This window comes from Pseudoalteromonas shioyasakiensis (assembly GCF_001550135.1).
GTDB classification, from domain to species: domain Bacteria; phylum Pseudomonadota; class Gammaproteobacteria; order Enterobacterales; family Alteromonadaceae; genus Pseudoalteromonas; species Pseudoalteromonas shioyasakiensis.
The window spans coordinates 172368-187110 of record NZ_LRUE01000013.1 but is presented as its reverse complement, the minus strand read 5'-3'; the positions used below and the strand labels follow the sequence as shown (position 1 = coordinate 187110).

Genomic DNA, 14743 nt, shown 5'->3' with positions numbered 1-14743 from the left:
AAACGAGTACTGAAGGCACTGCGGGTTAATACAATTATTACCTTAAAAGAACATAGATAAGTTGAATAATTAGCGAAATCATCACCAGTGGCCAAATGTACTTTGCATACTTTGTCGCGCCATCAAGCCCCATTTTAGACTGATACTTTTCAAGTAGCGGTATTAGAATAACCAAAGCAACAAAAAGGCATAGTAAGATAATAAAGATATTCATGGTGGCTTCCTTACACAACTATCATTTAACTACAATTTCTTTAGGGTGACCCTAGTCTATAGGCAAAAAAAAGCGCAGTAAAATTACTGCGCCAGTCGGTTGGAAGTAAATCGACTTAATCGTGTTGTTAGCCAACAATCGCTAACAAAATACCTGCTGCAACGGCACTTCCTAATACCCCTGCTACGTTTGGTCCCATGGCATGCATTAACAAGAAGTTATGCGGGTTGCTCTCAAGGCCTACCTTATTAACCACACGTGCTGCCATTGGTACCGCTGACACACCGGCTGCGCCTACTAATGGGTTGATTGGCGATTTAGAGATCTTATTAAGACCTTTTGCCATAAACACCCCTGAAGCTGTACCGATTGCAAAGGCTAAAGCACCTAACACCAAAATACCGATTGTTTCTACGGTTAAGAACTTATCGGCTGCAAGCTTTGAGCCTACCGCTAAGCCTAAGAAAATGGTGGTAATGTTGATGATTTCGTTTTGTGCACTATTGCTTAAACGATCAACCACGCCCGATTCACGCATCAAGTTACCTAAGCAGAACATACCTACCAGCGGTGTTGCCGCAGGTAAAAACAAGATAGTTAAACTAAGCACCATTAATGGAAAAACAATTTTCTCTTTTTTCGATACTGTACGAAGTTGCGGCATTTGAATTTCGCGCTCTTCTTGCGTTGTTAGTGCGCGCATAATTGGCGGCTGAATAATTGGCACAAGTGCCATGTATGAATAAGCCGCTACTGCGATTGCACCAAGTAAATCAGGTGCCAACTTAGATGCTAAGAAAATAGCTGTTGGACCATCTGCCCCACCAATAATGGCGATGGCCGATGCATCCTGTAGCGAAAATTCAAAGCCAGGAATAAAGTTAAGTAGAATTGCACCAAATAAAGTAGCAAAAATACCAAACTGCGCAGCCGCGCCCAACAGCAACATACGCGGATTTGCTATCAGGGCACTAAAGTCTGTAAGCGCCCCAACGCCCATAAAGATCAAAAGTGGGAATACCCCAGAGTCAATCCCGATATGGTACACGTAATATAAAAGACCACCCGGCTCAGATAACCCAGCAACTGGGATATTAGTTAAAATAGCCCCAAAGCCGATAGGTAATAACAACAGTGGCTCAAAGTTACGGGAGATTGCTAAATAGAGTAACAAGCAACCAACCGCAATCATGATCAATGCCGGAAAAGTAAAGTTAGCAATACCCGTGGCATGCCAGAGGTTTAAAACACCATCCATCCTCTGTCTCCTATGCCAGTGCGATTAGCGCATCGCCAGTGGCAACAGAGTCGCCTTCTGCTACTAATACTTCAGCTATTGTGCCTGAGTGTGCAGCGCGAACTTCTGTTTCCATTTTCATCGCTTCCATAATGATAACCACATCACCTTCGTTTACTGTTTGGCCAGCTTTTACCTTCACTTTGAAAATATTGCCTGCTAACGGCGCGTTTAAGGTTTCGCTAACAGACGCTGAAGCTGACTGAGGAATTAACTCACTGTCTTTTAGGGTTACCTCTTTGAGCTCACCACCTTGCGCTACAACTACATCGTAAACTTTGCCATCAACTTTAACGCTGTATTGCTCTGCTTTTGCAGGGCTTGTAGAGGCTGGCTTAGTTTCTGACTTAGCGACTTCACCCGTTGGAATTGCTTCAAACGCATCAGGGTTGTTACGGTTTTTAATAAACTTAAGGCCGATTTGAGGGAATAATGCGTAAGTAAGCACATCATCAATCACGTCATCAGCAAGCTCTAAACCTTGCTCTTTAGCTTCACTTAATAACTCTGCTTCAAGCTTCTCAAGTTCAGGTTCAAGCTTATCAGCAGGACGGCACGTAATTGCTTCAGCGCCCTCTAGTACACGCTCTTGTAGCTCTTTATTCATTGGCGCCGGTGTTGCACCATACTCACCTTTAAGTACACCCGCAGTTTCTTTAGTGATGGTTTTATAACGCTCGCCAGTCAGTACATTGAGTACCGCTTGAGTACCTACAATTTGCGACGTTGGTGTAACTAAAGGAATGTAACCTAAGTCTTCACGTACACGCGGGATCTCAAGTAATACTTGATCAAGCTTATCAGCAGCACCTTGCTCTTTAAGCTGATTTTCCATGTTAGTTAACATACCGCCAGGTACTTGGGCTAATAAGATACGACCATCAACACCTTTAAGGCTGCCTTCAAATGCAGCGTATTTCTTACGTACATCACGGAAATAAGCGGCAATTTCTTCTAACTCATTTAAATTAAGGCCGGTGTCACGCTCAGTGCCTTCTACAATTGAAACAATAGTTTCTGTGGCACTATGACCGTAGGTCATACTCATTGACGAAATAGCCGTATCAAGCATATCGATACCCGCATCGATTGCTTTTTGGTAAGTTGCAGTACTTAAACCTGTCGTCGCGTGGCATTGCATTGCGATAGGAATAGATACAGTTTCTTTTAAGCCTTTGATCAACTGCTCGCAATCATATGGCTTTAATAAACCCGCCATATCTTTAATACAAATTGAATGACAGCCAAGATCTTCTAGTTGTTTTGCCAGCTCAAGCCACATATCAAGCGTATGGACTGGGCTTACTGTGTACGAAATAGTACCTTGGGCATGAGCACCTACTTTAACTGCGGCTTTAATGGCAGTTTCAAGGTTACGTACATCGTTCATCGCATCAAAAATACGGAATACATCAACACCGTTTTTGTGGGCACGCTCAACAAACTTTTCGACTACATCATCAGCATAATGACGGTAACCTAGAAGATTTTGTCCACGAAGTAGCATTTGTTGCTTAGTGTTTGGCATTGCCGCTTTTAGCTCGCGAATACGTTGCCAAGGATCTTCACCTAAATAACGGATACACGAGTCAAACGTCGCACCACCCCATGATTCAATTGACCAATAACCCGCATTATCGAGTTTTTCTGCCATGGGTAGCATGTCGTCTAAGCGCATACGCGTTGCCAAAAGAGACTGGTGTGCGTCACGCAATACTAATTCGGTTAATTTTAATTTAGCCATGTTTAAGCTGCCCCGTTATTTTTGTTTATTTCGAAATTGAGCAATTGCAGCGCTGATTGCTGCAATATGTGCCTGTGGCACACCCTGTTGAGGTTGAATTTTTGCTGTACGCGTAGGTTCTACAGTTGCAGGATCATCAAATCGACCCACTACCTTTGACATTAAAGTGACTGCTGAAATCAAAATAGTCAGAAAAACAAACACGCCTACCATGCCTGTCACCATCAAACTGGCCGCAGTGGTGAGTAATCCACCTATATCCATACGACTCCCCTCGCTTACTTAAAATAAAAAGTTATTTTTGTTAAATAATTATGCACCAATAATAACAAACAAAATTCATTTGTATAGCACCATTGTAAATTGGTAAAACCAATTAAATTTAAAATAACATGACGCACATATAATTAACACCCTACTATTAGCGCATTTAAAGCCCCGTTATAGATGATATAAATAGTCAATATAGCCAGACGTTATATGTTCAGCTATTAACCAACCGTAGTAAAAAGCCTAAAAACCACGCACAACAAGGCGTTAGAGCTATCCACTTAAAATAAAGTTAAATTGGTCTTACCAATAACCACAGCAATTCTCTTTTTCCTCATTCATCTCAATATGAAAAAATATCACTATGAATAAGTTACATGCTTACTCGTAAAAGTTACCAAATGATGAACCCTATAAAGAACGACAAAAACACACAACCCATTGAAATATATAAAATAAAACTTCTGGCACAGAACTCGCTTCAGTTACATCGAACTTAAGAAAATTTAAATAGCCAAGGAGACCACTATGTTACGCTGGACAATTACTTTTTTAGTTATCGCGTTAATCGCAGCAGTGTTAGGTTTTGGCGGTATCGCAGGAGCCGCTGCAGGCATCGCTAAGATTATCTTTTTTATATTTTTAGTATTACTAGTTATTTCGCTGGTATCAGGAGCACTTAGAGGCAGTGTCCCTAAGTAGTTAAAAGCAGATAACCACTTACTTTATTTTAAATTTACAAGGAATTTCATTATGAAAAATTCAACTTTAAAAGCCGCTACTATCGCCCTATTTTCAGGTTTATTCATCATGGGTTGTGAAGACAACTCTGCTGAAGACGCAGGTGAGCGTATTGATGAAGCAATTACTGATACACAAAATGCAGTTGAAGATGCATGTGAAGAAGTAAAAGAAGGTGTTAACGCAGAAGAAACTAACTGCTAATAACACACCTTACTTAAGAAAAGCGGCCAAGTGCCGCTTTTTTGTGTATGTAAGTTAGCGAGTTAGCGAGTTAGCGAGTTAGCGAGTTAGCGAGTTAGCGAGTTAGCGAGTTAGCGAGTTAGCGAGTTAGCGAGTTAGCGAGTTAGCGAGTTAGCGAGTTAGCGAGTTAGCGAGTTAGCGAGTTAGCGACTCTAGGCTGCCTGCAGCTTGTGTCAAGCAGCTTGCTAACTTTACTCTTTCCCCTAGAAACCCGCTAACTTGTTGGGTGTCGCTCCGCTCTACCCTACATCATGTAGGTCGCCATTTATGGCGACACATAACCGCTAACATTGACGGGCTAAAGCCCGACCTACAGCCGCATTAATTCAGAGAACCGCGCGAAATAAATTTCACGCCTACGAGGGATAAACCCGCAGCTACCTTAGGCTCGCAACTTTACTCTTTCCCCCTAGAAACTCATTAATTTGTTGGGTGTCGCTCCGCTCTACCCTACATCATGTAGGTCGTCATTTATGGCGACACATAACCGCTAACATTGACGGGCTAAAGCCCGACCTACGACTTACACGTAGATTTAAGAAACATCGCGCAAAATAAATTTCACGCCTACGTGAGCCTCAAACTCGATAACTTTACTCTTTCCCCTAGAAACTCGCTAACTTGTTGGGTTTCGCTCCGCTCTACCCAACCTACGAGCTCTTTTGTTTTAATCTGATAGCTGACGGCTGAAAGCTGATAGCTTCTTTATCTAGAAACTCGCTAACTTTAAGCTTTCATTTACAACCCGTTGTGAGGGGCTCGTTTGTCGTTACACTCGCTATATGCCACTGGCCGTCAATAAAACTCACCTTAGCTACATCGCTAACGGCAAAATCACCGGGGACATTTAAACGCGTTAAGTTGCTCGCTAACTGCTGCTGGCAATATGGGCCGGTATCGCCATGCATTACAAGTACAGGCTTATTGGTGTGCTTTGCGAAGTCGCTGATAGCATCACGGTACACTCTAAATGCATCACAATTAGAACGTTGTGACTCGCTGCAAGCGGGTTTACTGGTCGGGTGGTAAATATCAGCCTGAAAACCAAATACATAGGCCTTAGCATCTTGCTGAACAAGTGCTTGTTTCAACCAAGTTAAGTTGTACTTATCACGTTTGTCGGCGGCATCTAGTGCCGCGTTTTTATCACTTTTTAAAATTTGTGAGCGACCATTAAAAGTGCCCGGTATATGCAAAGTGCGAAACTCAATGCCATCAAACTGCCAGCGAGCATTTTCTAGCATTTCAGCTTGGGTTGCATAACCCTGAAGTTGTTGTGTTTTTTTTGTATAAGCATCGTCAAACATCAAGCCTTTAACAAAGCTTAGCCGTTCAAGCTCATCAAAACGCACCGATAGTTTTTCTCGGTCGCAATCGGTCCATTCATTATCACCTGGGGTGTAAATAAAAGGCTGCGGGGTCAACGACGTCAATAACGCTTTATTAGTTTGCAAAAGCTTATTCGTGCAAGCAAACGCTCCTGATTTCATATCACCAAGATGCATTAAAAAGCCATGAGGTGTTGCTGCGATTGCCTTGGCAATTTTTCCATCTTTGCCGAGATTGATTTCATCAATCGGGGTGTATGGCATATCGCCCATAACTAAAAAAGTATTTGTGGTCATTGCAAGTGCTAATGACATTGAACTAACAAACATACAACTTACACCTTTAAAATACGCATATCTTAAGCTCTCACAATGACAACTAAATGAAAACCAACTACAGAAGATTTTTTCTATCAATGTTAAACTGCCGCCAGCAAATTAAGTGAGCCTACGAATGACATTAAGTACAACTTACAAATTAGATAAACCGTATTATTGCGAATGCTTTGATGAGTCTTTACCTTATTCATCTCAAGCCAAACCCAAATACCCGTTGTTGGTATTATTAATAACCTTAGGCTTGTTGGCTTTTTATCAATTAGATAATCATTATTTAGGCAGCTTTATGATTATGCTTGCCGTGGTTGAGTGCTTATCGTTTTATTACAAGCGCCCATGGTGGGTCGCAAGACAAATGATGAGTCGTGCATCAGGTAGCGAAGTCACTGTCGTATTTGATGATGAAGGCGTTAAAGCCGAAAACCCGCATAAAAGCTACCAATTAAGCTGGCAACAAATTAGTGAGATCATTGAAACTGAGCGAGGTTATATTTTAAAGGCTCAGCGCGGTATGCAATATATTTCTAAACAAGCGCTAAATGATGAAATAACAGCTGAACTAAATAAAAGAGCCACTCAGTGAGTGGCTCTTAAAAATATCTGTCGCTGATTAAACGTTGCCCGGATTTGGGTTAGATTTCTCTGCTTGGATTCGCATGTAGATTTCTTCACGATGTACTGATACATCTTTAGGTGCATTTACACCAATGCGAACTTGATTTCCTTTAACACCAAGAACAGTAACTGTTACTTCGTCACCGATCATAAGGGTTTCACCTACTCTACGAGTTAGTATTAGCATTCTATTGCTCCCATGTTCCAAAAAATTAAAAGATTCCGCGTCAAAAACATTCTAATGAAATATAGACTTAAAAGTAAGTAAAAACTCTAGATCTTATTCATTTTCAGTTAAAAAAACTTTGTGTAGCGCACGTACAGCCAGTTCTAAATACTTTTCGTCAATTAAAACTGATATCTTTATTTCTGATGTCGATACAAGCATCACTTTGATGTTTTCATCGGCAAGGGCATTAAAAAATAAACTTGCCACACCAGAGTGAGATTTCATCCCTACACCTACTGCAGACACCTTGGCAACATTGCTGATCCCTTTTATAGATTCTGCGCTGATACCATCTTGGTTACTGGTCAAAATTTCAAGCGCTTGCTCAAAATCATTCGTGTGCACAGTAAAAGCATAGTCTATTTTTTCAAAGTTATGATTAACTTGATTAATCATATCTATTTCGATGCCGAATTCTGCAAAAAGTTTCAAAATTTTTGCAAGGTTTTCCGTTCCTTGGTGCACGCCATTAACGTAAATCAGACTTTCGTCACGATTAAAGGCGATACCCGACACAATGTTTGCTTGCACATCCGGCTCCTCAAAACTGATCAAGGTCCCTTGATCCGGGTTAAAACTCGATAACACTCTGAGCGGTATATTATATTTTCCTGCGGCTTCGACACTACGAATATGTAGCACCTTAGCCCCAAGGCTGGCCATTTCGAGCATTTCTTCGAAGGTGACATGGCTCATACGTCGCGCATTTGGTTCAATACGCGGGTCGGTGGTATATACCCCATCAACATCAGTGTAAATTTGGCATTCGTCGGCATTGATAGCACCTGCAATCTCAACCGCAGAGGTATCTGTTCCACCGCGACCAAGCGTAGTGATATTGCCTTCAATATCACGGCCCTGAAAGCCCGCTATAATGGCAATACGGTTATGCTCAAGTTCATGCTTAAGACGAGTCGCAGCAATCTCTTCAATGCGCGCTTTGCCAAACATATTATCGGTGCGAATGTTGACCTGATCAGCAAGCAAGCTTACCGCTGAGTGACCACGTTTGATGATAGCCATTGCCAGCAGAGAGACTGACACTTGCTCACCGGTGGTTAGCAATACATCAAGCTCACGAGCACTAGGTCGAGAATCGATTTGTTTAGCGAGTTTAATTAGACGGTTAGTTTCTCCCGACATAGCCGAGAGTACCACCACAACTTGATGGCCTTGTTGCTTGGTTTTTACAACAAGGTCGGCGACTGCCTCAATTCGCTCTATTGAGCCAACTGAGGTGCCACCGAATTTTTGGACGATAAGTGCCACTAGTAGTTAAGAACGCTCAGATAACCAACCAGTTACACTTTCTAAGGCTGCAGCTAGGTTCTCTGGCTGAGTACCACCAGCTTGTGCCATATCAGGACGACCACCGCCCTTACCGCCTACTTGTGCAGCCATGTGATTTACAAGCTCACCGGCTTTCACTTTACCTGTTAGGTCTTTAGTTACACCTGCAATTAGGCTTACTTTATCGCCATTAGCTACGCCAAGGGCAATAACACCTGAGCCAATCTTCGTTTTCAGGTCATCAACCATGCCACGTAGTGCTTTAGACTCAGTACCTGCAACATCAGCAACCAGTAGTTTAATACCGTTCACTTCAACAACAGAGTCAAGTAACGATGCACCAGCCGCACTTGCTAGCTTGTCGTTAAGCTGTGCAATTTGCTTCTCAAGGCCTTTTGATTTCTCAAGTAACGCCGTTACTTTTTCAAGTACTGTGCTGCTATCACCTTTAACTAGTGCTGCAACATCGTTTAGTTGTTGCTCTTGCTCACTTACATAAGCAACCGCTTCAGCACCTGTTACCGCTTCAATACGGCGGATACCGGCTGCGATACCGCTTTCTGATACGATTTTAAATAAACCGATATCACCTGCACGCTTAACGTGAGTACCACCACATAGCTCGATTGAGTAGTCACCAATGGTTACTACGCGAACTTCGTCGTCGTATTTTTCACCGAATAATGCCATTGCACCTTTTGCTTTAGCATCTTCGATAGCCATTAGCTCAGTTTCAAGAGCAAAGTTACGACGGATTTCATCGTTTACTGCGCGCTCGATTTGGCGTAATTCGTCTTTTGTTACCGCTTCAAAGTGAGAGAAGTCAAAACGTAAACGCTCAGGGTCAACAAGTGAACCTTTTTGATTTACGTGCTCACCTAAAATTTGACGTAACGTTTCATGTAAAATGTGTGTTGCAGTGTGGTTTTTCTTGATGCTATCGCGACGAGCTGCATCAATTGTTGCCTCTGCTTTATCGTTTGTACCAATACGGCCTTGTACACGACCATGGTGTGCAAATGCATTACCAAGTTTCGTGGTGTTAGTCACTACAAACTCACCGCCAGCAACTTTTAACACACCTGTGTCACCAACCTGACCACCTGATTCAGCATAAAACGGTGTGCGGTCTAAGATTGCGATACCTTCTTGACCATCTTCAAGTACTGAAACCGATTGACCTTCAGAGAAAAGTTCAACCACAGTACCTGTGTAATGTTCTGCATCGTAACCTTTAAAGTCTGTGTGTTTTTCAGACTTAAGTTGTTGGTTGTAATCAGCACCAAACTTACCTGCTTGCTGTGCTTGCTTACGCTGAACAGCCATACACTCTTGGAAGCCGTGCTCATCAATCGTCATGAAACGCTCGCGCGCAACGTCAGCCGTTAAATCAGCTGGGAAACCGTAAGTGTCGTAAAGTTTGAATACTAAGTCACCTGGGATCACATCACCTTCGATGTCAGTTAGGCTTTCTTCTAAAATAGCCAGACCACGCTCAAGTGTTTTACCAAACTGCTCTTCTTCGATACGCAGTACTTTTTCGATAATTTCTTGTTGTTTAGCAAGCTCTGGGTACGCTTGACCCATTTGCTCAATTAGTGCAGCAACTAGCTTGTAGAAGAATGCACCTTTCGCGCCTAGCTTATTACCATGACGAACGGCACGACGAATAATACGACGTAGTACATAACCACGGCCTTCGTTTGATGGCATAACGCCGTCAGATACTAAGAACGCACACGAACGAATGTGGTCAGCCACAACGCGTAACGATTTATCGTCTAAATCTTGTGCGTTTGTTACTTTAGCCGCTGCTGCAATTAGAGCTTGGAATAAATCGATTTCGTAGTTTGAGTGCACGCCTTGTAAAATTGCAGAGATACGCTCAAGACCCATACCTGTATCAACAGACTGCTTAGGAAGCGGCTCCATTGTACCGTCGGCATGGCGGTTATACTGCATAAATACTAGGTTCCAGATCTCGATGAAACGGTCACCGTCTTCTTCAGGAGAACCTGGAGGACCACCCCAAATTTCTTCACCGTGATCGTAAAAGATTTCAGAACATGGACCACAAGGACCTGTATCACCCATTGACCAGAAGTTATCGCTGGTTGCAATGCGAATAATACGGTCTTCACTTAGACCCACTTCTTTGTGCCAAATGTTGAAGGCTTCTTCATCATCGTGATAAATGGTAACAAGTAGCTTTTCTTGAGGTAGTTTTACAACATCAGTTAAAAACTCCCAAGCAAACTTGATTGCGTCTTGCTTGAAGTAATCACCAAAGCTGAAGTTACCTAACATTTCGAAGAATGTATGGTGACGTGCAGTGTAACCTACGTTTTCAAGGTCGTTATGTTTACCACCGGCGCGTACACAACGTTGTGAGCTGGTTGCACGTGAATAAGGGCGGCTTTCCGCACCTAAAAATACATCTTTAAATTGCACCATACCAGCGTTATTGAATAATAACGTGGCATCGTTACCCGGGATCAGCGAGCTTGAAGGAACAATTTGGTGTTGTTTAGAGGCAAAAAAGTCTAAGAACTGTTGCCTGATCTGTGCGGTAGTCATATGCTGCATGTGAAAATCTCACCCGTTTATTGCTGTGCTTGCATTGCAAAATCAATTTGTTCGTAATTAAAGCCTCGATACATCAAGTAGCGTACACGTTTCGCTCTTTCTTTCTGGTCGAGTTCTTTACCTGAATTTGAAAACTTCTTTAAATATGCGTCCTTTGCGAGTTCGAACCAATCGACTTCAAACTCCTCGAGCGTTTTATCTAATAGTGCTCGGTCTATCCCTTTTGCCATTGCTTCGCTCTGAATGCGTTTTACACCATGATACTTAGCTAAATGGCGGCGTACAAACCCTTCGCAATAGCGCTGTTCGTTAATAAAATTGTGTGATTCACACCAATCTAACAAGCGCTCTGTGAACTCGGGCGTCGCCTCTTTTTGCTGTAACTTTCGCGTTAAATCCCGACGCGAATAATCTTGTCGAGACAATAACCAAAGTACGTAATTTTTTAACTTTTGTTCTTTATCATCCATTACGCGTCAAAGCGTCCTGATTGTGACGGCGCTTCAGGTGCTTTTGTTTGGCCATCACCTTTTGGCACAACCGGCATAAAAATAGCCTGAAAAGACACGAAGAAGCTAATGTAACAAATTGGCATTAAAACCAATAGAGGAATAAACGATAAAGGAATACAGATCACCATTAAAACAGCGCAAATTAGGCCATAAACACTCAATGGCGCCATATTATGGTAAAACACCATGAATGAGGTTTTTAAAACCTGAAACATATTGCTTTGCTTTTGAAAATAAACCAAAGGCACTGCATAGGCAAAAGCGGTTAAATACACACAGATCGCCACTAAGAATACCGCAACTTGCCCCATTGAAATGGTTGCCAATAAATCTGCAATATGTGATTGGTTTTGTGGATCGAAAGTCTGACTCGAAATAACTGCGTAGGCATCTGCAAAAATGAAATTAGACAGTAAGGCTAATAAAATACCTGCCGCCATCTGATACACGGCGACGCGCACTAAACCTATACGGTTTCCTTTATTACTAAATGGCTTAAAAATATCAGCTTGGCTGATAGTCCCGCCTTGCTGCTTAGTTAACACAGCTTGATAAAAACCTGCCATCAAAAACGGGGTTACAAATGCACCAACAACTTGCAGTAAAGGTAGCAGCAATGCCAAAAAGCTAATTATCACGATTAGCAGATGCATTAAAATAAAAGTCAAAGGTTGCAGCTTAAAGATTTCCCATCCAGCTTTAAACCATTTAACGCCTGCATCAGCTTTAAAAATACGTACTTCGATCGACATAGTTTCTCATTCAATAACGACAAAACGCACCGAGTATAACTGGGTGCGCTACTTGTTTATAGTCACCTGTAGTGAAATTTACTCAGGCTTTTTAATTTTTTTAATATCAAGCATGTGCGAGCCATGTTTGATTTTCGTTTCGAGGTAAGCTTGGTTACCTACCACACCCGCTTTAATGTGCGCATGAGTGCCAACCACTGAATCAACTTCAATACCTGCATCACGCAGTGCTTTAAGCTTATTTGGGTTGTTAGTCATTAACTTAACGTGCTTTTGATTGAGTGCTTCAAGCATTAATACCGCGTCTGAAAAATCACGTAAATCATCAGCAAAACCCAAGTGGTTATTCGCTTCGTACGTATTCATACCTTGCGACTGTAGTACGTAAGCATCAATTTTATTGTATAAACCAATGCCACGCCCCTCTTGGCGTAAATACAGTAAAATACCGCCTTGTTGGTGCATCATCTCGATACACTCATTTAATTGCTCACCACAATCACAACGTGATGAATGGAATACATCGCCCGTTAAACACTCTGAATGCATACGAATTAAAGGGACATCTTGCTCTGTGTCAGCTTGATTAAACACTAAAGCAACATGTTCTTGGCCATCATTTAAGCCACTGAAAGATACGATTTCTGCAGGGATATCACTGTTTTTGCCAACATTCAGCTGGACTCTTGCTCTTACTTGCGCCACGACAAATCCAAATTAAAAAATAAATGCGATACTGCAAATGTGATTACAACAGCTTGAAGGTTGTAAGGATGCAACATACGACGAGTGATAACTAATATTGAGGCAGTTACCAGCAATTCAAGTATTATACACTCAAACCACCCCAAGATACGAGCTTTGCGCCTCGCTTTAGTGGCGCTAAAAAAACACCTTAAAAGCTCTACTTTTTAGAGTTAGGCCTTTGAAATAAAATAAATTAATAAATAAACCTTTGCAGATATTCGAAAAAATAGATTAGTTTAATCTCAATAAACCGCTAAGCCTTTATCAACCACCTATCAAAATAATAAAAATAACAGTGTTATGATGTGTCTCAGCGCTGATTAATAACGTACTAAAAGGGCTAGATAAAACAATTATGAAGAATAACCAAATAGTGATGCTTGAAGCTTAAACTGCTCTGCTAATTCATCAATTATAACCCTTTGACTAAGCTTTAAATATCTTGAGCGTGGCCAAACAACATTGATTGGCATAACCGCACCTGAAAAGGTATCTAAAACACTAGTTAGTCTATTACTATCTAGCTGCTCTTGAATAAGCCAAGTAGGTAATTGTGCAACACCTAAACCATTAAGTGCGGCATCTAGCATTGCATCTCCATCACTGAGCATATATCTGGCATTGATTAGCTGGTTAAATGACTGCTTTTTACTATCTTTGAACAACCATGTTGGCTGCGAAGAGCGCTTACTGCCAATAATACAATCATGAGTGAGCAAATCCGCAGGAGTGTCTGGCACACCATGTTGGTCAAAATAATCTTGACTACCACACACTGTTAATTTTTGATAACCCAACAATTTTGCTACCAGATCAGCATCATCTTCTAATGTGCCGATACGTACCACCAAATCAACATTTTCATTTATTAAATTGATACGACTTTCACTAAAGTGAACCGCAAGCTCTAGTTTAGGATACTTGTTTGCTAATTTAGATAGTATTGGCATTACATACTTACGGCCGAATGCCGCAGGTAAGTGAAGCTTTACTTGCCCTGAAACATTATGGCTACCGGCAGTGACCGCTTGCTCTAGGCTATCTATTTCAACCAGTATTTTTACCCAGCCTTCAAAATAATGCTGCCCTTCTGGGGTTGCCATAATTTTACGCGTTGTTCGATGCAGTAGCTTTGTACCTAACTTACTTTCAAGCCTAGTAACAGTTTTACCAACAGCGGAGCCTGTTAAACCTAACCGATTACCAGCTGCTGTGAATGTACCCATGCGTAGTGTTTCAACAAACTCTCGAATACCAAAGAAAGGGCTATCTTCTGGTTTCATTATGGAATCTCAGGACAGAATAAATGGAATATTAGCTAGGTTATCATTTAAAAAGAAGACAATAAAATAGTGTTCACTTATTCAGCAATAGAGAAACATGATGAGCGAACGCAAACTTCTCGATTTACTCGAAAAAGAAGAGATCCGAACTCTTCGCTTAAACTACAGTCAGCTTTTAGACTCTGGTCAAATTCATAAAATGGAAGAAGTATTTACTAGCGACGCACGAGTCGAAGTAACAGTGGGAGAAATGAATGGAATTGAACAGATAAAGCAAGGATTAAAAAATGCTTATGATGAATTCGATACCCACAATAGAAAGCACTTCCCTTTTGTTCATGCAGTGATGAACCATCAAATAGTGCTAACAGATAAAACGACAGCACAGGGTGAGTGCTACCTAATTGACTTTGTTACAAGTAGGGAGCAAAGCGAATCTCCGCTTTTATTAGTGGGCCGATACTTAGATCGCTATGAAAAAATCGACGGTCAATGGCGCATTAGCCACTCTAAACTTGATGTTGTCTGGCCGGCGAATTCGGGAGAGCAGTAA

At 41.7% G+C, this 14743-nt stretch carries 16 protein-coding genes; 4 read left to right on the top strand and 12 right to left on the bottom strand.

Annotation, left to right across the window (positions count from 1 at the left end):
* Positions 1-37 precede the first annotated feature (37 nt).
* The 4 genes from PASHI_RS22055 to PASHI_RS06140 form a co-directional block, all read right to left on the bottom strand.
* On the bottom strand, positions 38-214 hold the full coding sequence (locus tag PASHI_RS22055; protein WP_165385086.1) for a hypothetical protein: 177 nt from the start codon (positions 212-214) through the stop codon (positions 38-40).
* Between the two features lie 127 nt (positions 215-341).
* On the bottom strand, positions 342-1472 hold the full coding sequence (locus PASHI_RS06150; RefSeq protein ID WP_062564928.1) for a sodium ion-translocating decarboxylase subunit beta: 1131 nt from the start codon (positions 1470-1472) through the stop codon (positions 342-344).
* Positions 1473-1482: 10 nt separating this feature from the next.
* The gene (gene oadA / locus PASHI_RS06145) at positions 1483-3255 is read right to left on the bottom strand and encodes a sodium-extruding oxaloacetate decarboxylase subunit alpha (protein WP_055198140.1); all 1773 of its coding nucleotides are present in this window, start codon (positions 3253-3255) and stop codon (positions 1483-1485) included.
* Positions 3256-3270: 15 nt separating this feature from the next.
* On the bottom strand, positions 3271-3519 hold the full coding sequence (locus tag PASHI_RS06140) for an OadG family protein (RefSeq protein ID WP_062564927.1): 249 nt from the start codon (positions 3517-3519) through the stop codon (positions 3271-3273).
* 534 nt (positions 3520-4053) lie between these two features.
* Here PASHI_RS06140 and PASHI_RS21785 point away from each other — a divergent pair.
* Both PASHI_RS21785 and PASHI_RS06135 read left to right on the top strand, forming a co-directional pair.
* The gene (locus PASHI_RS21785; protein ID WP_064971747.1) at positions 4054-4227 is read left to right on the top strand and encodes a DUF1328 domain-containing protein; all 174 of its coding nucleotides are present in this window, start codon (positions 4054-4056) and stop codon (positions 4225-4227) included.
* Between the two features lie 51 nt (positions 4228-4278).
* A complete protein-coding gene (locus PASHI_RS06135) occupies positions 4279-4470 on the top strand; it encodes a hypothetical protein (protein ID WP_054551284.1) in 192 nt (63 codons plus the stop codon).
* Positions 4471-5243: 773 nt separating this feature from the next.
* Here the strand turns inward: PASHI_RS06135 and PASHI_RS06130 are convergent.
* The gene (locus tag PASHI_RS06130; RefSeq protein WP_062564926.1) at positions 5244-6167 is read right to left on the bottom strand and encodes a hypothetical protein; all 924 of its coding nucleotides are present in this window, start codon (positions 6165-6167) and stop codon (positions 5244-5246) included.
* A 124-nt stretch (positions 6168-6291) separates the two neighbouring features.
* On the opposite strand from PASHI_RS06130, the gene PASHI_RS06125 reads away from it, so the two are divergent.
* Positions 6292-6759 carry a YcxB family protein gene (locus PASHI_RS06125; protein WP_062564925.1) on the top strand — a complete coding sequence of 156 codons (468 nt, stop codon included), beginning with the start codon at positions 6292-6294 and terminating at the stop codon, positions 6757-6759.
* A 27-nt stretch (positions 6760-6786) separates the two neighbouring features.
* Here the strand turns inward: PASHI_RS06125 and csrA are convergent, their stop codons facing one another.
* From csrA to PASHI_RS06090, 7 genes are all read right to left on the bottom strand, one after another.
* On the bottom strand, positions 6787-6978 hold the full coding sequence (csrA, locus tag PASHI_RS06120; RefSeq protein ID WP_036970495.1) for a carbon storage regulator CsrA: 192 nt from the start codon (positions 6976-6978) through the stop codon (positions 6787-6789).
* A 93-nt stretch (positions 6979-7071) separates the two neighbouring features.
* On the bottom strand, positions 7072-8289 hold the full coding sequence (locus PASHI_RS06115; RefSeq protein ID WP_058585667.1) for an aspartate kinase: 1218 nt from the start codon (positions 8287-8289) through the stop codon (positions 7072-7074).
* A gap of 6 nt (positions 8290-8295) precedes the next feature.
* Positions 8296-10896, bottom strand: a complete 2601-nt coding sequence (gene alaS / locus PASHI_RS06110) for an alanine--tRNA ligase (RefSeq protein WP_058585668.1) — start codon at positions 10894-10896, stop codon at positions 8296-8298.
* A 17-nt stretch (positions 10897-10913) separates the two neighbouring features.
* Positions 10914-11366, bottom strand: coding sequence for a regulatory protein RecX (locus PASHI_RS06105; RefSeq protein ID WP_054551279.1), 453 nt, complete (start codon positions 11364-11366; stop codon positions 10914-10916).
* Positions 11366-12160: a BPSS1780 family membrane protein gene (locus PASHI_RS06100; RefSeq protein ID WP_062564924.1), complete on the bottom strand. Its 795-nt coding sequence runs from the start codon at positions 12158-12160 to the stop codon at positions 11366-11368. Before PASHI_RS06100 ends, PASHI_RS06105 begins: the two co-directional genes overlap by 1 nt.
* A 78-nt stretch (positions 12161-12238) precedes the next feature.
* On the bottom strand, positions 12239-12865 hold the full coding sequence (locus tag PASHI_RS06095; RefSeq protein ID WP_062564923.1) for a GTP cyclohydrolase II: 627 nt from the start codon (positions 12863-12865) through the stop codon (positions 12239-12241).
* Between the two features lie 395 nt (positions 12866-13260).
* Positions 13261-14190 carry a LysR family transcriptional regulator gene (locus PASHI_RS06090; protein ID WP_062564922.1) on the bottom strand — a complete coding sequence of 310 codons (930 nt, stop codon included), beginning with the start codon at positions 14188-14190 and terminating at the stop codon, positions 13261-13263.
* Positions 14191-14287: 97 nt separating this feature from the next.
* Here PASHI_RS06090 and PASHI_RS06085 point away from each other — a divergent pair, with 97 nt between their 5' ends.
* Complete coding sequence (locus PASHI_RS06085) at positions 14288-14743, top strand: nuclear transport factor 2 family protein (RefSeq protein ID WP_062564921.1); 456 nt, start codon at positions 14288-14290, stop codon at positions 14741-14743.